Origin of the sequence: Flavihumibacter sp. UBA7668 (genome assembly GCF_002483205.1) — a bacterium.
Lineage (GTDB): Bacteria > Bacteroidota > Bacteroidia > Chitinophagales > Chitinophagaceae > Flavihumibacter.
This window is the reverse complement of sequence record NZ_DLHM01000003.1, coordinates 134,904-157,074: the sequence shown is the minus strand read 5'-3', so window position 1 is coordinate 157,074 and position 22,171 is coordinate 134,904. Positions and strand designations below refer to the sequence as shown.

The window sequence follows — 22,171 nt, the reverse complement described above, 5'->3', positions numbered from 1 at the left end:
TAACTAACCGGTATGGCTAAACGCGTTTTGTTTATTGATCGCGATGGCACTCTGATTAATGAGGCGCCTCCAACTTATCAACTGGATTCTTTCGACAAACTGACATTTTATCCTAAAATGTTTGAATTCATGGGGCGCATTGCCCGTGAGCTGGATTATGAACTGGTCATGATTACGAATCAGGATGGGTTGGGTACTGCAACTTTTCCCGAAGATACTTTCTGGCCATTGCATAACCTGGTAATGAAAAGTCTGGAAGGGGAAGGGATCTGTTTTAAGGAGGTTTTGATTGACCGGAGTTACCCCCATGAAAACCTGCCGACAAGGAAACCGGGTATTGGAATGGTGACGCATTATATGAATAATCCGGACTATGATCTGGCTAATTCCTTTGTGATCGGCGATCGGATAACGGATGTTCAGCTCGCGAAAAATATGGGTTGTAAGGCGATCTGGTTGAACATGGATCCAGAATTGGGTGGAGCGGAGATTAAAGACAAAGCTGCAGAGTTGAGGGGAACAACGGTAGCGCTGGAATCCTGTGATTGGGGAGAAATTTATGCGTTCCTTAAACTGGGCCTGCGCCAGGTGGAGCAGGTACGGAATACGAATGAAACAAAAATCAGGGTGGTATTGAATCTGGATGGTTCCGGCAAAGCGGAGATTTCAACGGGACTCGGATTTTTCGATCATATGCTGGATCAGATCGCCCGGCATGGGAAATTAGACCTGGTGGTTGAAACCAGGGGAGATTTACATATTGATGAACACCATACAATTGAAGATACAGGTATAGCTTTGGGCGAAGCTTTTTCCCGGGTGCTGGCTGATAAACGCGGACTCGAACGGTATGGATTTGCCTTGCCGATGGATGAGGCGGAAGCCAAGGTGCTGATCGATTTTGGTGGGCGAAACTGGCTGGTTTGGGATGCCGAATTCAAGCGGGAAAAAATAGGGGAGATGCCAACCGAAATGTTCTTTCATTTCTTTAAATCCTTCAGCGATGCCGCGAAGTGCAACCTAAACATTTATTGCCGGGGTGAAAATGAACACCATAAAATTGAAGCTATTTTCAAGGCATTTGCCAAAGCTATCCGCATGGCGGTAAAACGTGATCCCTTCTCGAACTACCTGCCTTCCACCAAAGGTGTTCTCTAATAGACGTCAGACAGGTGTTGGAATAGGTGTCAGATACGAGTTAGAATAGTGTTCTAACACCTGTCTGACACCTCTCTAACAACGTTCTAACACCTGTCTGACACCTAAACGTTGGAAATTCCAATGCGTTCCCTGAGATGGGAGTTTTTGTCCAGTTCCTGCAGCATACAGAGTGCCAGGTCGCCGGCATTGATAGTGCCTTTTCCTCCCTCCGGCAGTTGATTCACAGCGGTTAAAAACTTCCCGCTCACCTCCGCATTGATAATGTCCGGTGAACATACAAAGGTCCAGTCCAGCCCGGAATCACGCAACGCCTCCCAGGCTTTCTGATGCTCCCTTCCAACCGGCACATATTCAGGGGGATAGGATTCATGGTCGATCGCCAATCCGCCTTCCGGATGATCCAATATCCCAGCTCCACCCAATGCAACAATCCGTTTTACTCCGGCGGCTTTCATTTGTGTAATTATGTTCTTTATCCCCAAAGACCGGGTCTTGTCTGTTCCATCAAAACTGCCTCCCAATGCACTCAGGACCGCATCGGTTCCCTGAAGTGCAGAAAATACTTCCCCCGGATCAAATACCGCTCCCTTAATTTTTTCCAATAAATGATTTTCATCGGGTAATTCATGCACATTCCTTCCGAATGCGCGTACCTGATGACCCATTAATAACCCTTGTTGAACAAGGTATTTACCTACCTGTCCGGTTGCTCCAAAAATGACCAGTTTCATAAAATTGCTGATTTAGTTAATCCATTAAAACATCCTGATATTCTGGTTTTTTCTTAAAAACTGCATTGGCGAAGGGGCAAAGTGGCAGAATTTTCATATTATGATGACGCGCGTAATCAACCGCTGTTTCTACTAATTGGTAGCCAATATTCTGCCCTTTCAACTCTTCCGAAACTTCCGTATGCTCAAGAATCATCTTGTCGAATGCAGGTTTTGTATATACCAACTCCGCCAGTGGTACATCATCTTCCCCTACAAAAAAAACACCCTTACCTTCTTTTTGTGTATGATGTATTAGCATAACAGGATATTTTCAGAAAGCTACACAAAAAACTTTTGTTCATTCCAATTTGCTGTTGCATATTTGTAGTCTCATGAACAAAAACATTCAATCTATTCAGTGGTGGTGGCATACAAACTCTTACGGGGTATTGTAATGCTGTATCTATAGAATAGTAGAACATAATCAAAGCCCCGATGTACACCATCGGGGTTTTTTAATTTTTGTTGGAAACCAATCATTATGGCGAACGAAAAAAAGAAGATTCAACTTGAAACAACGGTGAAAACCATGCTGGCAGATGTGTATACTCCTGTTGGAATTTACCTGCGTCTCCGGGATCGGTTCAGGGATACCATCCTGCTGGAAAGCACCGATCACCACGCTGCTGATAACAGCTATTCCTTCATCTGCATCAATGCCATTGGCGGAATGGAAATCAGCTCACTGAAAAGTATAGAATATAAGTATCCCGGACAAACACCGGAACGCGTTACAATCAATCAACCGGAAGAAGTGCCTGCACAACTCTGGAATTTCATGCAGCGGTTTGAAGTTGCTCATAAACCGGATAAAATTCAGGCTTTCGCCCAGGGCCTCTACGGATATACTACCTATGATGCCGTTCAGTTTTTCGATACCATCGGGTTTCAGGATCGCAAAACAAATGAAACATCCATTCCGCTCATGCGATACCGGTTATATCAATACGTTATAGCCATCAATCATTTCAAAGACGAATTATACCTCTGCGAAAATAAAATGGAGGGAATTGAATCGGATCTGGCCATGGTTGAATCACTCATCCGGAGTAAGGATGTGCCGGTTTATCCCTTTCAGACGGACGGCGATGAATCATCCAATATGCAGGATGCTGCTTATCTGGATATGGTCCAAAAAGGAATCGCTTCCTGTTATCGTGGTGATGTATTTCAGATCGTTCTGAGCCGCAGGTTCCGTCAGGGATTCAGAGGGGATGAATTTAATGTGTATCGTGCCCTGAGAAGCATCAATCCCTCACCTTATCTTTTCTTTTTTGATTATGGGGATTATAAACTGATGGGCTCCTCACCTGAATCACAACTTATTATCAACAACGGCAAAGCAGTAGTACATCCGATTGCCGGAACTTACAAACGAAGCGGAGATGATGAGCTGGATCAACAGGAAACAGAACGCCTGCTTTCTGATGAAAAAGAAAATGCCGAACATGTTATGCTGGTTGATCTGGCAAGGAATGATCTCAGCCGAATCTGTGATCAGGTTGAAGTAGCCCATTATAAACAGGTTCAATATTTTTCTCACGTAATTCACCTCGTTAGTGAAGTGGTGGGAAGGGTTCCAAAAGATACCAATCCTTTTACGCTTTTGGCAAAATCATTCCCTGCAGGGACACTTAGTGGCGCTCCAAAAATCAGGGCTATGCAATTAATAGATGAATTCGAACCAACCGCAAGATCCTATTATGGTGGCGCACTGGGATTCATGGGTTTTAATGGAAGCTGCAATCATGCCATTATGATCCGTACATTCCTTAGTCGCAATAATACACTAACCTATCAGGCCGGAGCCGGTGTGGTAGCCGCCAGTCAGCCTGCCAGTGAATTGCAGGAAGTAAATAATAAACTAGGCGCCTTGAAAAAAGCGATCCTCCTTGCACAATCCATCAGCTAAACGATCACCTACCGCCCAATACTATTCAATTATGAAAATATTAGTGTTCGATAATTACGATTCCTTTACCTATAATCTGGTTCATCTTGTTGAAAAAATTACCGGCGAAAAAGTGGATGTGGTACGAAATGATCAGCTGCCATTGGAAAAAGCGCAGGACTATGATAAAATAATATTATCTCCTGGTCCGGGTATTCCGGAAGAAGCCGGACTTTTATTGCCCTTAATTAAGCAGTATGCTTCCACCAAATCAATTCTGGGTGTTTGTCTCGGTCATCAGGCTATCGGTCAGGCATTCGGAGGCAAACTGATCAATCTTTCCACTGTTTATCATGGAGTAGCTACTCCCATTTTTCAGACACCAGACCGTGTACTGGCTAAACAGGATGTTTTCACCGATTTGCCAGCAATGATAGAAGTTGGACGATACCATTCCTGGGTGGTAAGTGAAAAAGAATTGCCCGACTGTTTTGAAATTACTGCACTCGATAACAATGGCCAGATAATGGGACTGCGACATAAAGAATTTGATGTACAGGGCGTACAGTTTCATCCGGAAAGTGTACTGACTCCGGAAGGAGAGAAAATGCTTCGCAACTGGCTGGGATAGAAGGTGAAACGTGAAAGGTGAAAGGTGAAAGGTGAAACGTGAAAGGTGAAAGGTGAAAGGTGAAAAAACAAATCAATGAAAAAAATATTACAATTTTTATTCGAGCACAAAGCCCTGACAAGGGAGATGGCGAAGGAAGTATTGCTGAATATTGGCAAAGGTCTTTATAATGAACATGAAATCACTTCGTTTATGACGGTTTATCTGATGCGAAGTGTGACCATAGAAGAATTGCAGGGCTTTCGGGATGCCTTATTGGAACTCTGTGTGAGGGTCCATCTCAATGGCGAAAAAGTAGTGGATATAGTTGGCACCGGAGGTGATGGAAAAAATACCTTTAATATTTCCACCCTTGCCTGTTTTGTGGTTGCCGGAGCGGGACAAAAAGTAGCCAAACATGGAAACTATGGAGCTTCCTCCATTAGTGGTGCTTCCAATGTAATGGAACAATTGGGGTATCGTTTTAAAAGTGGGAACGACGCGCTGCAAAAAGAAATCGATGTGGCAAATATCTGTTTCCTACATGCCCCCTTATTTCATCCAGCCCTAAAAGTCGTGGGGCCAATCCGGAAAAACCTGGGTATGCGTACTTTTTTTAATATGCTTGGACCAATGGTTAATCCGGCTGATCCCGCTTATCAGGTGGTAGGCGTATATAATCTTGAAATGGCAAGGGTTTATAATTATCTGCTGCAACAAACTGGCGGACAATTTACCATTATCCACAGTCTGGATGGATACGACGAAATTTCCCTTACTGCCGACACCAAAATAATCACCAACGCAGGGGAAGAATTACTGACTCCCGAGCAGGTGGGCAAAAGAACGGTTCAGCCTTCCGATATTTATGGTGGAAATTCGGTGGAAGAAGCTGCTAAAATTTTCCTGAAAATCCTGGATGGTAAGGGTAGTTGGGCTCAAAATGCTGTGGTTTTGGCAAATGCCGCCATGGCACTTAAAAGTACCGGACAGTATAACAGTTTTGAAGCAGCCTATAGCGCCGCAGTTGATAGCCTCGAAAGTGGAAAAGCAAGAAATGCACTTAAAAAACTAGTTGAATTGCAATAAATGAATATTCTGAATACCATAATTGCTGCCAAGCGAATTGAAGTTGAAGAGCGAAAAAAAACTACGCCATTGAATGCACTCGAAAAGAAAGCATTTTTTCAACGTACGCCTTTATCACTAGCCAGCTTTCTGAAGAACCCGGATAAAACCGGAATTATTGCTGAGTTTAAGAGAAAATCACCTTCTAAAGGGAACATTAATAGTAATGCAGATGTTACGCAGGTTACCGGTGCCTATGCCAGATTCGGGGCTTCTGCCATTTCCGTATTAACAGATGAACAATTTTTTGGAGGATCGGCTCAGGACCTGGAAGCTGCTCGCCAACTGGATATTCCATTGCTTCGAAAAGATTTTATGATTGATTCATATCAGGTTTATGAAGCCAAAGCGATGGGAGCCGATATTATCTTATTGATTGCCGCATGTCTGAAGCCAACCGAAGTGTATGAATTATCAAAACTGGCAAAAGAATTAGGCTTAAGCGTATTGCTTGAACTGCACGATGAAGAAGAATTAAAACATGTTGGAGAATTCACGCCAATTGTTGGAATCAATAATCGCAACCTGAAAACATTTGAGGTAAACATAGAAAAGAGCCTGGAAATGGCATCCAAACTACCTCCAAATTGTTTGAAGGTTGCAGAAAGCGGAATTGATAAAGTTGAAATGATCCAATTGTTCAAGAAAAATGGCTTTGATGGATTTTTAATTGGTGAGCAATTTATGAAAGCATCAAATCCTGCAAAATCATTTGAACAGTTTATAAATGAACTAAATAATAACGCATAAAACTGAATCAACCAGTCTGATACACTGGCAGAATCTTAACACTTAAAATGCAGAGCAACCCATGAGAGTAAAAGTATGCGGCATGACCCAGCTACAGCAGGTAGACCAGTTGGAAGACCTGGGTGCAACCTTTGCCGGCTTTATATTTTATCCAAAGAGTCCGAGGTATGTATTAAGACATCTTACTACTACCGATTTGAAAAAAGAAAAGAAGATCAACAAAGTAGGTGTGTTTGTAAACTCCGGAGTAGAAGAAGTGATTCAGATGGTGGATGAATGCCGGCTGCATATGGTTCAGTTACATGGAGATGAAACACCAAAATATTGTGAACGCATTGCTGATTATGTTTCTGTAGTGAAAGCGTTTCGGTTAAGCGAAAACGACAGCATTGAATGGATGGTACGACCTTATCTTGATGTATGTGATATGTTTCTGTTTGATACCATGGGCGTTGGTTATGGTGGAACAGGTAAAAAATTTGATTGGACCATGCTAAAATCCCAACATATTGGAAAACCCTATTTTCTAAGTGGAGGCATAGAGCCGGGAGACGAACAGGCGCTTAAAGAATTTGCAACCCAACCGGAAGCAAAAGGGCTTTTCGCTATTGATATTAACAGCAGGTTTGAATCGAGTCCGGGAGTCAAAGATTTAAATCTGATCGAAAACTTTATTAAAAACCTGAATGATTAATAAAAGAACAATCATGCAAACTTATCAACAACCTACCACACAGGGTTATTATGGCCGGTTTGGAGGTGCCTATATTCCGGAAATGCTGCATCCCAATGTGGAAGAACTGCAGCAACGTTACCGCGAAATAATGGAGGAGCCTGCTTTTCAACAGGAGTTTCAGCAACTGCTGCGCGATTATGTTGGACGACCAACCCCGCTTTATTTTGCAAAGCGATTAAGTCAGGCATTTGCTACCAATATCTATTTGAAAAGAGAGGATCTCTGTCATACAGGAGCGCATAAAATCAACAATACCATTGGACAAATATTATTGGCGGAGCGTTTGGGGAAAACCAGGATTATTGCCGAAACCGGAGCAGGCCAGCATGGTGTGGCAACAGCAACTGTTTGTGCATTGAAAGGTATTGAGTGTATCGTTTATATGGGTGAAAAAGATATTGAACGGCAGGCCCCCAATGTAGCCCGTATGCGTATGCTTGGTGCGAAAGTTATACCAGCTGTCAGTGGGAGTAAAACTCTGAAAGACGCCACCAATGAAGCAATCCGGGATTGGATTAATAATCCGGTTGATACGCATTATATAATCGGCAGTGTGGTAGGTCCACATCCTTATCCGGATATGGTTGCACGTTTTCAAAGTGTTATCAGTAAAGAAACAAGATGGCAGCTAAAGGAAAAAACCGGATCAGAACTTCCTACTCATGTAATTGCCTGTGTAGGCGGAGGCAGTAATGCGGCCGGAGCATTTTTTCATTATCTGGATGAACTTTCGGTGCAACTGGTAGCTGTTGAAGCAGCCGGACATGGTGTCAACAGCGGATTAAGTGCAGCAACCACTGTTTTAGGTAAACCTGGCGTTTTACATGGCAGTAAAAGTCTGGTTATGCAAACGGAAGATGGACAGGTGGTGGAACCGCATAGTATTTCAGCCGGATTGGATTATCCCGGAATTGGACCCTTGCACGCCAATCTGTTTGACAGTGGCCGGGGGCAGTTTCTTGCAGTTACGGATGAAGATGCATTACGTGCAGCTTTTGATGTAGCAAGGCTGGAAGGAATAATTCCTGCTTTGGAAACAGCCCATGCTTTTTCCGCTTTGCATCAATTGCAACTGACGGATAAAGATCAGGTAGTGATCTGTTTAAGCGGAAGGGGTGATAAAGACCTGGCAACCTACATGAAACAAATGGAAATGATGGGAATGTAATGAATACAGGAATAACAATAGAACCCTATCAGGAAAAATGGGCCGCTGATTTCAAGCGCCTGAACACTGCCTGGCTGGAAGCGTTTTTTGAAGTGGAACCGATTGATGAACAAATGCTGAGCAACCCACAGGCTTATTATCTGGATAAAGGAGGCTTCATTTATTTCGCTGTGAAAAATATGGAGCAGGTGCTCGGCTGTTATGCATTGATTAAAGGCGCACCTGGTTGTTTTGAATTGTCCAAGATGGCGGTGGATTCATCCTTTCAGGGTAACCAATTGGGGCACCTGTTGGTTCAACATGCCATAGATACGGCAAAAGGAAAAGGTGCTGGTACGCTTCAGTTATACTCACATAGCAAACTCGGCGCAGCCCTTCATCTATATAAAAAATTCGGATTTGTTCAGATTCCCGTTGGTGATTCTGTTTACAAACGAAGTGATATCAAAATGGAAAAAATATTGACATAAGAATTGCGATTATGAGCAGAATTCAAACGTTGTTTCAACAGAAGTCAGCCCGTGTGTTGAATGTTTATTGTACGGCAGGTTATCCTGAATTGAATAGTACGTTGCCGGTAATGGAAGCCCTTCAGGCAAATGGAGCGGATCTGATAGAATTGGGAATGCCTTACAGTGATCCGTTGGCGGATGGTCCTGTTATTCAGCACAGTAGCAGTATTGCGCTGGAAAACGGGATGACTATTGCCACACTTTTTAATCAACTGGAAAATTTCAGAGAACGTATATCGGTTCCTGTATTGCTAATGGGATATATGAATCCGGTTTTGCAATATGGCTTTGAGCGATTTTGTTCGGAGGCCGCAAGAATTGGAATAGATGGCCTCATCCTGCCTGATTTGCCGGAATATGAATTTGAGACTGAATATGGACCAATTATTAAGCAATGCGGTCTCGATTTTATTTTCCTGGTGACACCCGAAACATCTGAAAAAAGGGTTCGGAAACTGGATTCCTTAAGCAAGGGCTTTTTATATGCAGTTTCATCTTCCTCCACTACAGGTTCCAATAAACAATTGCCGGCGGTTCAGACCTATCTGGAGCGATTACAATCCTATAAATTGACTAACCCGGTTTTGGTAGGATTTGGAATCAAAGACAGGGAAAGTTTTGAAACTGCCGCTGCCAATGCCAATGGAGCAATTATTGGAACTGCCTATATTAAAGCGCTGGAAGGATCAACAGATATTTCAGCTACCACCCGTGATTTTTTAAATGGTGTACTTTAGAAAAAATGTTATGGAAATCGCGATCGTAAAATACAATGCCGGCAATATTCAAAGTGTTCTGTATGCATTGGAAAGAATTGGTGCAGCGGCAATAGTGACTGACGATTTTGAATTACTCCGAAGAGCCGACAAAGTTATTTTTCCGGGTGTGGGTGAAGCCAGCAGTGCCATGCGATACCTGCGTGAACGGAAACTGGATCAGGTTTTAAAGGAATTGCAGCAGCCGGTTCTGGGAATCTGCCTGGGTATGCAATTAATGTGTGCCTATTCCGAAGAAAATTCAACCGAATGCCTGGGAATCTTTGATGAAAAGGTGAAATCTTTTAATCAATTGAAGTTGCAAGAAGCGGTTACAGATACGGAAATAAATCGGTTTAAAATACCTCAGATAGGCTGGAATACCATTTCGTCTTTAAAAACAGACTTGTTTGATAGCATTGCTGAAAACAGCTATTGCTATTTTGTGCATGGTTATTATGCTGCACTTGGTGAAGATACGATAGCAACAACTGATTATCTGGCACCCTACAGTTCCGGGCTGCATAAAAAAAATTATTATGGAGTACAATTTCATCCGGAAAAATCAGCAACAGTAGGAGAAAAAATTCTTCGCAATTTTATCGAGAAGATATGAATCCAATTATTAAAGAGGATCTGGATCAGTTGGCCCAATTGCTAGATGCTGCAAGAAAAATGGGTGAAGCACATCTCCAGCAGCTGACTGATCATCCGACGAGCACAAATCCGGAAAACATCAACTGGCCAGATTTGCCTGAAACCGGATTAGGAGCTCTGGGTACGCTGGAAATGTTTCGTACTTTATTTTATCCTCATATTGTAGCAAGTTCAGGGCCCAGATACTGGGGATTCGTAACAGGAGGAACTACTCCTGCGGCCATAATGGGAGATTGGCTTAGTTCTGTATATGATCAGAATACTCAACTTACTTCCGGTAGGGGAGATGCATCTGCTTTATTGGAAATTCAAACTGTACAATTACTGCTTGATTTGTTTGATTTGCCAGATACTTTTATGGGAGCATTTGTAACCGGAGCTACGATGGCAAATTTTTCCGGACTGGCGGTGGCCAGGCAGTGGGCCGGACAACAGTTGGATTTAGATATTGCCAGAGATGGTTTGCGCATGCATATACCCGTATATTCTGCACAACCTCATTCCAGTAGTCTGAAAGCACTTTCCATGTTGGGAATGGGCAGCTCAACTATTCAGCAGGTGCCAACATTACCTGACCGGGAAGCGATTGATATTAGTGCTTTGCGAAATCTGTTGCCATCAGATAAAATGCAACCCGTAATTCTTGTAGCAAGCGCAGGTACCGTTAACAGTGTAGATTTTGATGATCTTCAGACACTCGCTGAACTGAAAAAGGAGCATAATTGCTGGATTCATGTGGATGCCGCCTTTGGTGGCTTTGCAGCTCTTTCAAAAGAACATAAACATTTACTGATAGGTTGGGAACTTGCAGATAGTATTACGGTTGATTTTCATAAATGGTTGAATGTGCCATACGATAGCGCCATGATTTTTACCCGAAAAGAACATGCAGTTCTGCAAATTCAAACTTTTCAGAATTCATCCGCTCCTTATCTTGGTAATCCCTGGGAACAATTTTCGTATTTGAATTATGTGCCGGAGAATAGTCGACGTTTCCGAGCATTATCTGTATGGTTCAGCTTAATGGCATATGGGAAATCAGGGTATCAAAGCATTGTGGAAGAATCTATAGAAATGGCTAATTATCTGGCAGATCAATTACTCCAGACCGGTTGCTTTCGTTTGCTTGCGCCGGTACGTCTTAACACGGTATGCTTTCAGCCAATAGCAGAAATGAAAGGTTCCTTTTCAGTAGCAGAATTTTTAGATGAACTTAATAGGGAAGGAATTGTTTTTATGACTCCTTCCCAGTATAAAGGCGAAACCTGTATCCGCGCTGCGCTGGTTAATTTTCGTACGAATCGTGCAGAAGTGGATAAGGCTATGGATTCAGTAAATCGGGTAATTAAGAAACTCGCCTTATGAAATTGAATTCCGAAATAATTGAATTGCCATTGAAGGAGGTTTTGGCAATCCGTCAGGAAGTAATGTATCCGGGAAAATCCATCGAATTAGCGAACGTGCAGGGAGACGAAACCGCTATTCATTGGGGGCTGCAAATAAATAATAAAACGGTTTCTGTTATATCCTTATTTGATTCTGAAAAATATGGAAAATCTCTACAGTTCAGAAAATTTGCCACGCTTACCATTGAACAGGGTAAGGGATATGGCACAATGCTCTTGAATGCAGTGGTTGATTATGCTGTTGAGAAAAGATACCAGGCCGTTTGGTGTAATGCCAGGCTTACAGCTTTGTCCTGGTACCAGAAATTCGGCTTTCAGCAGGAAGGACATGTATGGAATAAAAACGGAATTGATTATATCATACTATATAAACATATTCACTAATGGAAATTATACCAGCAATTGATTTGATAGAGGGAAAATGTGTTCGCCTAACCCAGGGTGATTATGCGCAAAAAACAATTTATAATGAGCAGCCTTTGGAAGTAGCCCGGATGTTTGAAGATGCAGGATTAAAAAGATTGCATCTGGTTGATTTGGATGGAGCTAAAGCTGGAAAAGTGACCAATTGGAAAGTGCTGGAACAGATCGCGGGCAAAACCTCTCTGGTCATAGATTTTGGAGGAGGAATTAAAAAAGAAGAGGATCTCGGAGTTGTCTTTAATTCAGGTGCTGCTATGGCTACCATTGGAAGTCTTGCGGTAAAACAGGAAGCAGTATTTGTTCAATGGATTCAGACTTATGGAGCAGATAGATTTTTATTAGGAGCGGATGTAAAAGAAGAAAAAATTGCTGTTGCCGGATGGCTGGAAACAACCGGGATCAATATAATCGACTTTATCCGGAATTACCAGGGGAAGGGAATTTATCAGCTTTTTTGTACCGATGTAAGCAAGGATGGAAAATTGGAAGGACCTTCTGTGGAGCTATATCAGAAAATCATAGAATCCTTTCCTGCTATTCATTTTATTGCAAGTGGGGGAGTGAGCCAACTGGCCGATTTGCATGAATTGGCTGAAATTGGCTGTAGTGGCGCAATCATAGGGAAAGCTATTTATGAACAGCGTATTACACTGACAGAACTTTCCCGATTTAATGAAATGAATGCTAAATAACAGCTATGTTAACTAAACGAATAATACCCTGTCTGGATATCAAAGACGGGCGGACTGTGAAGGGAACCAATTTTGTTGATTTGCGTGATGCCGGAGATCCGGTTGAATTGGGTCGCCTGTATGCAAGTCAGGGCGCAGATGAATTGGTATTTCTGGATATCACGGCAACAGTTGAAAAGAGAAAAACCCTGAGTGAACTTGTTAACCGGATCAGCCATCAGATTAACATTCCGTTTACAGTAGGCGGTGGAATCAGCAGTGTGGAAGATGTTAAAATCCTATTACAGAATGGAGCAGATAAAATTTCTATAAATACAGCAGCTTTCAAACGTCCGGCACTGCTTTCAGAACTGGAGAAAGAGTTTGGAAGCCAATGTGTTGTTTTAGCTATTGATGCCAGGATGGAGGAAGATGGTGAATGGTATGTTTATCTGAACGGTGGGCGTACCAAAACTGACAGAACCTGTACTGACTGGGCAGAAGAAGCGGTTTCACTTGGAGCAGGTGAAATCCTGTTGACCTCCATGAATCATGATGGTACCAAACAGGGATTTGCGCTCGATATCACACGTGCTCTGTCCACCCGGTTGCCTGTTCCGGTTATTGCCAGTGGGGGTGGGGGAAGGATGGAACATTTTTTGGATGTATTTCAACAGGCAAATGCCGATGCTGCGCTGGCCGCCAGTATTTTTCATTTTAAAGAAGTTGCTATTCCGGATCTAAAAAATTACCTCTTTCAGGAAGGTATTCCGGTAAGAATCGGATAGCTATAAAAATAAGTACATTTGCGGTATGAAAGTTGATTTTCAGAAGTATCCGGATGGACTGGTTCCGGCGATTATTCAGGATCATACAACCCAAAAAGTATTGATGATGGGTTTTATGAATGAAGCTGCCCTTCAACAAACTGAAACCTCCGGAAAGGTTACTTTTTACAGCCGTTCCAAACAGCGCCTCTGGACAAAAGGGGAAGAAAGCGGAAATTTTCTGGAATTGAAATCTATGGCAGTTGATTGTGATCAGGATACCTTACTGATTAAAGTCCATCCAATCGGACCTACCTGTCATACCGGTGCAGATACCTGTTGGAGTGAACGGAATCACCACGAAGATTTTTTATTTTATCTGGAAGATATCATTGATTTACGAAAACAGGCTTCACCTGATGCATCCTATGTAGCCAAGCTGTTTTCAAAAGGCTTAAATAAAATTGCACAGAAAGTAGGGGAGGAAGCCGTGGAAACAGTAATTGAAGCAAAGGATAATAACGATGCGCTTTTTCTGAATGAATCGGCTGACCTGCTTTTTCATTACCTGATTCTGCTGAACGCGAAAGGCTTCCGGCTACAGGATGTCCTTGATATTCTGAAGGATCGTCACGCAAAATAAATGTCCCCTATGAAATTAGTTTCCTCTGCCCTCGGTTTGATATTGCTGGTTTGCAGTTCTGTAAATGTATTTTCTCAGGATGCTGGATTTTACATTTCAGGATCAATTCAGGGCTTGCCAGATAAATCTCTGGTAGCAATTACGGATCCCGATAAACCCACCGATACGCTCGCAAAAGCAATTTCAAAACAGCAGCAATTTGAATTGAAAGGAAAGCTTGCGGATATTAAATTGTATCATATTTCTTTTATACCATCCGACAAAAAAGGACTGCTTTTTCTAGAAAATAAAAAAATGCAACTGGCAGGGGATATCAATGCCATCCAGCAATTGAGTCTGAATGGTTCCAGTGCACATGACGGCTTTATTGCATTTCAAAAACAATTTGAACCTTACTTCCGAACGTATTCTCAGCTTTCTGAAATAGCCAATCGTTCAGGCGTTACGGATAGTCTGATGACACAATATAAACAACTGATTGCGGATCTTGGATCATCTGCTGTTAGCTTCGCAGATCAGCGGAAGGACCAGGTAGTGGCTCCTTTTATGTGGGCTACCATTCTTCAGGTTGTTGAAAATCCGACAATGGTTGAGAAGAGTTTTAATACATTTACTCCAGCTGTTAAATCAAGTTTTTATGGACGGTTTTTAGAATCCCGAATTGCAGATAGCAAAATTGGACAGATTGGTTCTCCGGCTCTTGATTTTACCCAGGCTGATCCGGCAGGCAAACCTGTTGATCTTTCCTCCTTTCGTGGTAAATATGTTTTAATTGATTTCTGGGCAAGCTGGTGTGGCCCTTGCAGGCAGGAAAATCCGAATGTTGTTCTTGCTCATGAACGCTTTAAAAATAAAAACTTTACAGTTTTGGGGGTTTCTCTAGATAACAATAAAGACAAATGGCTGAAAGCTATTGAAGACGATAAACTGGACTGGACCCAGGTCAGCGATTTAAAACACTGGCAGAATGAAGTTGCCATCAAATACAAAGTTCAATCCATTCCGCAGAATTTGCTAATTGATCCACAGGGCATAATTGTTGCCAAAAATCTTCGCGGAGAAGATTTACAGCAGAAATTATGTGAGTTGTTGGGATGTGAGTAAGAAGGTGAAAGGTGAAAGGTGAAAGGTGAAAGGTGCAAGGCGAAAAGGAGGAACAATGGAAGTTGGAATTAAAAGGGAGTTTTTTCAGCAGTTACAAGGAGTTGCAGATGAAATACAAAAGATGCAACTTTGGACAGAAATAGAAAAGGCCTATTCCTCTAAAGCGCGTTTTTATCATAACCTTGATCACCTTGATCAGTTGCTGATTGAATTAAAAGCCTGCCATGAACTTCATTCTTATTGGCCGGAAGTTGTACTGGCAATCGTCTACCATGATGTAATTTATTCCATACGCCGGCAGGACAATGAAGATAGAAGCGCAGATTTGGCTGTTTCCAGACTACTTGAATTAGGATGGCTGCCGGATAAAATTGAATTGGTTCGCCAACTTATTCTGGCAACTAAAGGTCATATCGTTTCTTCCCTGGATGCGATTAATTATTTTACAGATGCAGACCTGGCCATTCTGGGCAAAACTCCTGAAATGTATCAGCTTTATTCAGCTGCCATACGGAAAGAATATAAAATATTTCCTGATTTCTTATATCGGAAAGGAAGAAAGAAAGTGCTGCTTCATTTTCTGGAATTGCCGGAAATTTATAAAACAGCCTATTTTAATGCACGCTATGAATCACAGGCCCGCCTTAACATTGAATGGGAGATCAATCATCTTAGCTAGAAATCAACTTATTAAAATTCTACAATAAATCCTATCGTTGGTAATAAGCTTCCGTCATTATTCGCCAGGATAAATGGAATGGCATTGGAACCATTCTGCTGAATCGGTTGTCCGTCTGTTGTCTGAAATGCAGTATTGTCTGCTGTACGGCGAAAGGTATATTGTGGTACTCCTGGATTTTTAGAATTGTACCAATTTTGGATATCGAGGTATAAATCCAATGTAAATCTTCGATAATTCCACTTTTTATCAACCCGTAGATCACTGGCATGAAATGCAGGCAATTCAAGGGTGTTGGTGCGGCTGAAATCAAATACACCATTTCCCAGAGTAAGATAATTTAGCTGACTCGCATTTAAATCAAATGGAGTATAGGGTGCGGCTCCCTGATAACGGAATTTTAGTCCGATTTCCCAGTTTCTTTTCAATTTATAGCCTGCTGTTAAACTGAAAAGATGACGATTGTCCCAGCTGGCCCGAATCCATTCCTGATTCAGACCGGTGAATTCCGTTTTGAAAAACGTATAACTTAAAACTCCAAAGAAACGTTTGCTTAATTTTTGTTGCGCAAAGAATTCCACTCCGAATACCCGACCTTTTCCATCCTGCCGAATGGGTTCATTTCCAATGGCACCGAATTCGGTTCCTTTATTAGCCAGACTGATTCCGTCAAGAATGCTAACCGGATAATTGCCGTATCTCTTATAAAACCCTTCCAGTGTAAACCTTGTATTAGATGAAGGAAGCCATTCAAATCCAGCTACCATATGACTACTTCTAATATATTCACCCGGATTTGATTGTCCGGTATTAAGTTGCTCAAAAGCCATTTGGGTATAACTGGGTAGTCGGTAATAAATGCCATAGCTGGTGCTGAAATTCCATTGATCAGAAATGGCATAACTGGCACTTATCCGTGGACTGAACTGTTTAAACGGATTAGCTACGCCGTTTTTTGCAGAATTTCCATCTAAACGGATGCCTGCACTAATTGCAAGGCGATCATTCAGGATTTTTCGTCCGCTTTGAATAAAGGCACCATAACGCAGGAAATTCAGCGCATTATCAGAGCGCAACTCAACTGCCGGTTGAATCAGAGTTCCCTGCTCATCCCGTAATTCAGGTCGAAATTGCTGGAAAAAATCATTCGAGAACTGCGCATACTGGGCAGATGCACCATAGGTGAATTTCCATTTGTCCACATTAACTGTCTGGTCGAAACGCAGCTTGTTCTCTGTTTCCCTACTATTTATGAGAAAGGTTCTGGTAGTTTCTGAAGGCTCCTCATTATCAAGGTATTTATCAGCTTTGTTATTCAGGGTATTTCGGCTGATAGCCAGGTTCCAGAATCCGCGATTCGTCAATCGCTTGATACTTGCTCCCACTGTATAATTCCATTGGTTAATCAAAGGACTACTATTGACTGCATATAATTTTTCAGGGGTAGCTTCTTTGGGTGCAGCAAAACGAAATTCATCGATGGCGCCAATCCCCAATACCTGCAGGGTAGTTTTATTATTGATCCGGGTTGTAGTCTTAAATTGAAAATCCCAATAATTCGGCCGGATGGGTAAATCAATTAGCTGAAACAATAATTGCAGATAACTTCGGCGGGCACTCACTAAAAAACTGGTTTTGGGACTAAGAGGACCATCAAGTGTAGCAGCCAGTTCGGTAGCACTCAATCGAACATTGCCTTGCAACCGATTTGGATTTCCATTTTTTTGTTTAAACTGGAAAACACTGCTTAGTGCATTATCATAACGGGCATCAAAAGCGGAACTGCTCAATTTCACCTCCTCAATAAAACTCACATTTAATATACCCTGAGGCCCGCCACCACTGCCCTGTGTGCCAAAATGATTGATTAAAGGAACTTCAATTCCATCAAGATAGAACACATTTTCACTGGGTGCTCCTCCACGAATAATGATATCGTTCCTAAAACCACCACCTCCGGCACCACCGCCTACTCCCGGAAGCGATTGAATAACCCTGCTTATATCAAAATTTCCTCCCGGATTGGCTTTTATTTCTTCCGTTGTGAGTCGTTGGATGCTAAGCGGACTTTCCAGGCTTGTAGCTCTTGCACTTGCTTTTTTTCCGGTAACAAGCACTTCGCTTAATTCTTTACCGGAGGGTTCTAATTCGATGGTCAGGTTGTTTTCATTCCCAGATGTTATTACCACATTGTTGATGTTTTTACCCGCATACCCCAAAAAAGATAGCTGCAGCGTATAGGAACCTGCAGGTATGCCTGTTATTCTGAATCTGCCGATGGAATCGGAACTTGTGCCTATCGTAGTAGAGATTACCAGCACAGATGCTCCGGCAATTGGTTTCTGCGTATTTCTGTCCAAAATTGTACCACTAATGCTCCCGGTGTTCTGGGCTATTATTGCCTGAGTGTAAAATACAGCCAGTAATACCAAAATTCTAGTAATATAACCGCTTGATTTATTCATATTGGATGGAGGTTAAAATTTAACAACAACCAAAAAGGTTTAAAGTTCAATATTGAAATAAAATAATTCAATGCAAAAATAATAGTAAATTTAGGAATGGCTAGCATCAGTAATTTATGGACTGAATACCTACAGGGGCAAAATAATCCGACAGCGCAGGATTTTGGTATCTGGCTGATAAGAAAAGGTGAGGGCGTGCAACTGGATACAGTTCCTTTTCAAGCTGATCTGGAACCTGGTGAATTAACTATTCAGTCTGCAATACTGGTAGGCCGGCTGCAGCGTTTCCTGCATTTTTTGACCAAACCATTTTTAAAAAACGCGGGCATCAGTGAAGATGAATTAGTAGTGCTGGCAAGTTTGTTATTTATTCAGGATGTTCCCAAAACTGTGCTGCTTAAACAATGTCTGATAGAAATCCCTACCGGAAGTGAATTATTGAAACGGATGAAAAAGTCTGGTTTGATATTGGAAAAAAAACACCCGGGAGATGCCAGAAGCAGTATCATCTCAATCAGTGCAAAAGGGAAGAAATTGATTTTACATACGTTTTATTCCATGAACAGTATGGAAGATGCCCTGCAGGTGCTATCGTTGGAGGAGCGAACTATACTGGTAGAACTGCTGAATAAGCTGGATAATTATCATAGCCATCGGCATGAAATTCTTCAAATGACTGAATTGATGAAGCTGAATTAGCCATTTTGTGTTAATTTAGACAAACGCTGCAACACATACAGAAACCCTGTTCATTGATTAATAGCATTCGGGCATGAAATTTTTAAGGAGGCTCCTGGTTCTTTGCAGCATACTATTTCTTACCAGTTCAGTAGCAGCACAGAAAGTCAACAATCAGTATAATTTAGCTATTCAGAAAACCAATTCAGCCGTTAAGGTTGATGGCCTTTTGAATGATCCAGCATGGGAAATGGCGGATGTGGCAAGAGATTTTTTCATGGTACTGCCCATGGATACCAGCATCGCCAATGTGAAAACAGAAGTTCGTATGGCGTACGATGATCAGTTTCTATACCTGATAGCAACCTGTTATCATGGGGCTGCCGGTGACTATGTGGTGGAATCATTGCGTAGGGATTTTGCTTTCCAGAAAAATGATAATTTTCTTTTTTTCTTCGACCCCTTTGAAGATAAAACCAGTGGCTTTTCCTTTGGTGCCAATGCGGCCGGAGCACAATGGGACGGGTTTATTTATGAAGGCGGAAAGATGGACTTGAGCTGGGACCATAAATGGATTTCCAAAGTAGTGAACTATGAAGATCGTTGGGTATTTGAAGCAGCTGTTCCTTTTAAATCGATCCGGTATAAAGAAGGTATGACCAGCTGGGGAATAAATTTTAGCAGGAATGATTTGAAAACCTTTGAAAAATCTTCCTGGGCTCCAGTGCCACGCCAGTTTCCTACCGTTTCTCTGGCCTATACGGGAAACCTTAATTGGGATGCGCCTCCCCCTTCAACCGGATCCAATATTTCACTTATTCCATACATGCTCGGTGGTATTTCCAAAGATTACGACAAAGGAAGTCCAACGGAATTCAGAAAAGAAATTGGTGCGGATGCCAAAATCAGCATTACTTCTTCATTAAATCTTGACCTCACTGTAAACCCCGATTTTTCCCAGGTTGAAGTGGATCGTCAGGTCACTAACCTGGATCGCTTTGAATTGTTTTTTCCGGAGCGAAGACAGTTTTTTCTGGAGAATGCGGATATATTCGGGAACTTCGGTTATGCCAATATCCGGCCCTTCTTCTCTCGCAGAATTGGCCTTAACGTGCCCATTCAGTTTGGTGCCAGACTAAGTGGAAAATTGAACAAGGACTGGCGGATAGGAGTGATGGATATGCAAACCAAATCCGTTGGAGATCGTGATCTGCCAACCCAGAATTTTGCCGTTGTTTCCCTGCAGCGAAAGGTGTTTTCAAGATCGAATATTGGGTTTCTTTTTGTTAATAAACAATCCCTCAGGTATGTGCCGGATAAAGATCCGGTTACACCAGAACACAAACAATACAACCGTACAGTCGGCTTCGAATATAACCTGGCATCTCCGGGAAATTACTGGACAGGTAAAGCAATGGTATTGAAATCCTTTAGTCCGGGTAGTGGTCCGCGTTCCATAACCCAGGCAGCAAACCTGAATTATACCAGTCGTAAATTATTGCTGTCCTGGCAGCATGAATATGTGGGGAAAGATTTCCTGGCAGAAGTTGGTTATGTGCCTCGAACGGGTTATGTGAAAATAAATCCGCAGGCGGGTTTTCTTTTCTTTCCGAAAAAATCAGTGGTGCTAAGCCATGGGCCGTTATTGCAGACTGTTTTTTATGCCAATGAGCAATTTCGAAAAACTGACTATGAGCACAGTCTGACCTATCGAACAACCTTCCGAAACCAGTCCGTCTTAAATGCCTTTTTATCCAACGCCTATATTGAATTGCTGATGCCTTTTGATCCAACCAATACAGGATCTGATTCATTGGCTACAGGCACAAAGCATCGTTTCTCTACTGCCTATATTGAATATATATCCAAACCCAAAAGCCTTTTTACCTATGCAGCCAATATCCGGTATGGAGGTTATTATAATGAGGGAACCAGATTGCAGCTTACCAGCGAATTCGGTTATCGTTTCCAGCCGCATGTTGGTATTACCATGAGCAGCACCTACAATGATATACGGATTCCCGGAACCTGGGGCAGGCGAAGTTTTTGGCTGGTTGGACCGCGGGTTGATATTACGCTGACCAATACCTTTTATTTTACAGCATTTGGTCAATATAATGAACAGACTAAAAATGTAAACCTGAATACCCGGCTGCAATGGAGATACAAACCTGCCTCTGATTTTTTTATTGTTTATACAGACAATTACCTGCCTGAATACATGTCTGTCAAAAATCGGGCACTAGTTGCAAAATTTACCTACTGGTTTAGTTTGTAACTATTGGTCATGCCGCTTTCCTTCCTTCACTTTAAATACGTGAAGCACAGACGGAAATAAGGCATCCATGGATTCCGTAGCGCCAGATGGTGAACCAGGTAAGGTCAGTACCAACATATCTCCTATAAATCCTGCAATTCCTCTGGATAACATGGCATAGGGCATGCGTTGTTGTCCATAGCTACGGGCGGTTTCCATAATGCCCGGAATTTCTTTGTCAAGGAGGGGTGCTATAGCATCCGGTGTGATATCTCTGGGAGATAATCCTGTGCCTCCGGAAAATAAGACAAGCTGAAAACCAGCATTCGACAGTTCCTTTGCCATAGCCTGAATGCTTTCAAAATCATCGGCGATGGTAGATATTTTTTGTGGCTGAATGCCAAAACCTGCCAATTTATCAATTATCAATTCTCCGGTAAAATCCTTGTTTATTCCTGCTGAAATACTATCTGAACAAATTATTACTGCAGTTTTTAATTCGCTTGCCAATTCGTAACGAAGATCAGTTTTCCCACCTTTCTTTTCCTCCAGTCGAATGTGACTGATCTCAACCCCTTTGTCAATAGGTTTCAACATATCATAAATAGTCAATGCTACCAGGGAAGCGCCGTGCATGGCTTCCACTTCCACACCTGTTTTATATATTGTGTGAACTTCCACACGAATTAAAATGGAAAGTCCGTCTATTTCATAATTGATTCCAGCATACTCAATTGGTAATGGATGACAATCCGGAATCAAATCGCTTGTTTTTTTGATGGCCAATAATCCTGCTGCCCGCGAGAATTCAAAAATATCCCCCTTTGGAACTGTTCGGTTGCGGATAGCTACAATGGTTGTTTCTTTTGAAACAGTTACCAATGCAGTTGCTATTGCTTTTCTAAGAGTCGTTGATTTATGTGTTATCGAAACCATG

General features: G+C 42.2%; 23 protein-coding genes. 19 read left to right on the top strand and 4 right to left on the bottom strand.

The genetic code is table 11. From position 1 onward, the window contains the following. The first annotated feature begins 12 nt into the window (after positions 1 to 12). On the top strand, positions 13 to 1,158 hold the full coding sequence (gene hisB / locus B2746_RS06455) for a bifunctional histidinol-phosphatase/imidazoleglycerol-phosphate dehydratase HisB (RefSeq protein ID WP_290792037.1): 1,146 nt from the start codon (positions 13 to 15) through the stop codon (positions 1,156 to 1,158). Between the two features lie 104 nt (positions 1,159 to 1,262). Here hisB and B2746_RS06450 read toward each other — a convergent pair whose 3' ends face one another. Further along, positions 1,263 to 1,892, bottom strand: a complete 630-nt coding sequence (locus B2746_RS06450) for an NAD(P)-dependent oxidoreductase (RefSeq protein ID WP_290792036.1) — start codon at positions 1,890 to 1,892, stop codon at positions 1,263 to 1,265. 16 nt (positions 1,893 to 1,908) lie between these two features. Continuing rightward, complete coding sequence (locus tag B2746_RS06445) at positions 1,909 to 2,193, bottom strand: GNAT family N-acetyltransferase (RefSeq protein WP_290792035.1); 285 nt, start codon at positions 2,191 to 2,193, stop codon at positions 1,909 to 1,911. Between the two features lie 222 nt (positions 2,194 to 2,415). Between B2746_RS06445 and B2746_RS06440 the strand changes: the two genes are divergently transcribed. The 16 genes from B2746_RS06440 to B2746_RS06365 all read left to right on the top strand — a co-directional run bounded on the left by B2746_RS06440 (position 2,416) and on the right by B2746_RS06365 (position 15,834). After that, positions 2,416 to 3,846, top strand: a complete 1,431-nt coding sequence (locus B2746_RS06440) for an anthranilate synthase component I family protein (protein ID WP_290792034.1) — start codon at positions 2,416 to 2,418, stop codon at positions 3,844 to 3,846. Between the two features lie 31 nt (positions 3,847 to 3,877). After that, complete coding sequence (locus tag B2746_RS06435; RefSeq protein WP_290792033.1) at positions 3,878 to 4,456, top strand: anthranilate synthase component II; 579 nt, start codon at positions 3,878 to 3,880, stop codon at positions 4,454 to 4,456. A 75-nt stretch (positions 4,457 to 4,531) separates the two neighbouring features. Beyond that, a complete protein-coding gene (trpD, locus tag B2746_RS06430) occupies positions 4,532 to 5,524 on the top strand; it encodes an anthranilate phosphoribosyltransferase (RefSeq protein ID WP_290792032.1) in 993 nt (330 codons plus the stop codon). Continuing rightward, positions 5,525 to 6,313 carry an indole-3-glycerol phosphate synthase TrpC gene (trpC, locus tag B2746_RS06425; RefSeq protein ID WP_290792031.1) on the top strand — a complete coding sequence of 263 codons (789 nt, stop codon included), beginning with the start codon at positions 5,525 to 5,527 and terminating at the stop codon, positions 6,311 to 6,313. Between the two features lie 61 nt (positions 6,314 to 6,374). Then, a complete protein-coding gene (locus B2746_RS06420; RefSeq protein ID WP_290792030.1) occupies positions 6,375 to 7,007 on the top strand; it encodes a phosphoribosylanthranilate isomerase in 633 nt (210 codons plus the stop codon). 13 nt (positions 7,008 to 7,020) lie between these two features. Then, entirely contained in the window at positions 7,021 to 8,217 is a 1,197-nt protein-coding gene (trpB, locus tag B2746_RS06415) for a tryptophan synthase subunit beta (protein ID WP_290792029.1), read from the top strand. Further along, positions 8,217 to 8,687, top strand: coding sequence for a GNAT family N-acetyltransferase (locus tag B2746_RS06410; protein WP_290792028.1), 471 nt, complete (start codon positions 8,217 to 8,219; stop codon positions 8,685 to 8,687). Before trpB ends, B2746_RS06410 begins: the two co-directional genes overlap by 1 nt. Before the next feature lie 11 nt (positions 8,688 to 8,698). Beyond that, a complete protein-coding gene (gene trpA / locus B2746_RS06405) occupies positions 8,699 to 9,466 on the top strand; it encodes a tryptophan synthase subunit alpha (RefSeq protein WP_290792027.1) in 768 nt (255 codons plus the stop codon). Between the two features lie 10 nt (positions 9,467 to 9,476). Further along, positions 9,477 to 10,100 (top strand): imidazole glycerol phosphate synthase subunit HisH, encoded by a 624-nt coding sequence (gene hisH, locus B2746_RS06400; protein ID WP_290792026.1) that lies wholly within the window; start codon positions 9,477 to 9,479, stop codon positions 10,098 to 10,100. Further along, positions 10,097 to 11,506 carry a pyridoxal phosphate-dependent decarboxylase family protein gene (locus B2746_RS06395; protein WP_290792025.1) on the top strand — a complete coding sequence of 470 codons (1,410 nt, stop codon included), beginning with the start codon at positions 10,097 to 10,099 and terminating at the stop codon, positions 11,504 to 11,506. The genes hisH and B2746_RS06395 overlap by 4 nt, the downstream gene beginning before the upstream one ends. Further along, positions 11,503 to 11,931, top strand: a complete 429-nt coding sequence (locus B2746_RS06390) for a GNAT family N-acetyltransferase (protein WP_290792024.1) — start codon at positions 11,503 to 11,505, stop codon at positions 11,929 to 11,931. Before B2746_RS06395 ends, B2746_RS06390 begins: the two co-directional genes overlap by 4 nt. Further along, complete coding sequence (hisA, locus tag B2746_RS06385) at positions 11,931 to 12,662, top strand: 1-(5-phosphoribosyl)-5-[(5-phosphoribosylamino)methylideneamino]imidazole-4-carboxamide isomerase (protein WP_290792023.1); 732 nt, start codon at positions 11,931 to 11,933, stop codon at positions 12,660 to 12,662. The genes B2746_RS06390 and hisA overlap by 1 nt, the downstream gene beginning before the upstream one ends. Positions 12,663 to 12,667: 5 nt before the next feature. Continuing rightward, positions 12,668 to 13,429, top strand: coding sequence for an imidazole glycerol phosphate synthase subunit HisF (gene hisF, locus B2746_RS06380; protein WP_290792022.1), 762 nt, complete (start codon positions 12,668 to 12,670; stop codon positions 13,427 to 13,429). Positions 13,430 to 13,454: 25 nt separating this feature from the next. Then, a complete protein-coding gene (gene hisIE, locus B2746_RS06375) occupies positions 13,455 to 14,051 on the top strand; it encodes a bifunctional phosphoribosyl-AMP cyclohydrolase/phosphoribosyl-ATP diphosphatase HisIE (protein WP_290792021.1) in 597 nt (198 codons plus the stop codon). 9 nt (positions 14,052 to 14,060) lie between these two features. Beyond that, positions 14,061 to 15,155 carry a TlpA disulfide reductase family protein gene (locus tag B2746_RS06370; protein WP_290792020.1) on the top strand — a complete coding sequence of 365 codons (1,095 nt, stop codon included), beginning with the start codon at positions 14,061 to 14,063 and terminating at the stop codon, positions 15,153 to 15,155. Positions 15,156 to 15,210: 55 nt separating this feature from the next. Beyond that, the gene (locus B2746_RS06365; RefSeq protein ID WP_290792019.1) at positions 15,211 to 15,834 is read left to right on the top strand and encodes a hypothetical protein; all 624 of its coding nucleotides are present in this window, start codon (positions 15,211 to 15,213) and stop codon (positions 15,832 to 15,834) included. An 11-nt stretch (positions 15,835 to 15,845) separates the two neighbouring features. Here B2746_RS06365 and B2746_RS06360 read toward each other — a convergent pair whose 3' ends face one another. After that, positions 15,846 to 18,299, bottom strand: a complete 2,454-nt coding sequence (locus tag B2746_RS06360; protein WP_290792018.1) for a TonB-dependent receptor — start codon at positions 18,297 to 18,299, stop codon at positions 15,846 to 15,848. Between the two features lie 96 nt (positions 18,300 to 18,395). On the opposite strand from B2746_RS06360, the gene B2746_RS06355 reads away from it, so the two are divergent. Further along, complete coding sequence (locus B2746_RS06355) at positions 18,396 to 18,998, top strand: MarR family winged helix-turn-helix transcriptional regulator (protein WP_290792017.1); 603 nt, start codon at positions 18,396 to 18,398, stop codon at positions 18,996 to 18,998. Between the two features lie 73 nt (positions 18,999 to 19,071). Continuing rightward, the gene (locus B2746_RS06350; RefSeq protein WP_290792016.1) at positions 19,072 to 21,255 is read left to right on the top strand and encodes a carbohydrate binding family 9 domain-containing protein; all 2,184 of its coding nucleotides are present in this window, start codon (positions 19,072 to 19,074) and stop codon (positions 21,253 to 21,255) included. On the opposite strand, the gene moaCB is transcribed toward B2746_RS06350, so the two are convergent. After that, positions 21,256 to 22,170, bottom strand: coding sequence for a bifunctional molybdenum cofactor biosynthesis protein MoaC/MoaB (moaCB, locus tag B2746_RS06345; protein WP_290792015.1), 915 nt, complete (start codon positions 22,168 to 22,170; stop codon positions 21,256 to 21,258). Position 22,171 lies beyond the last annotated feature (1 nt).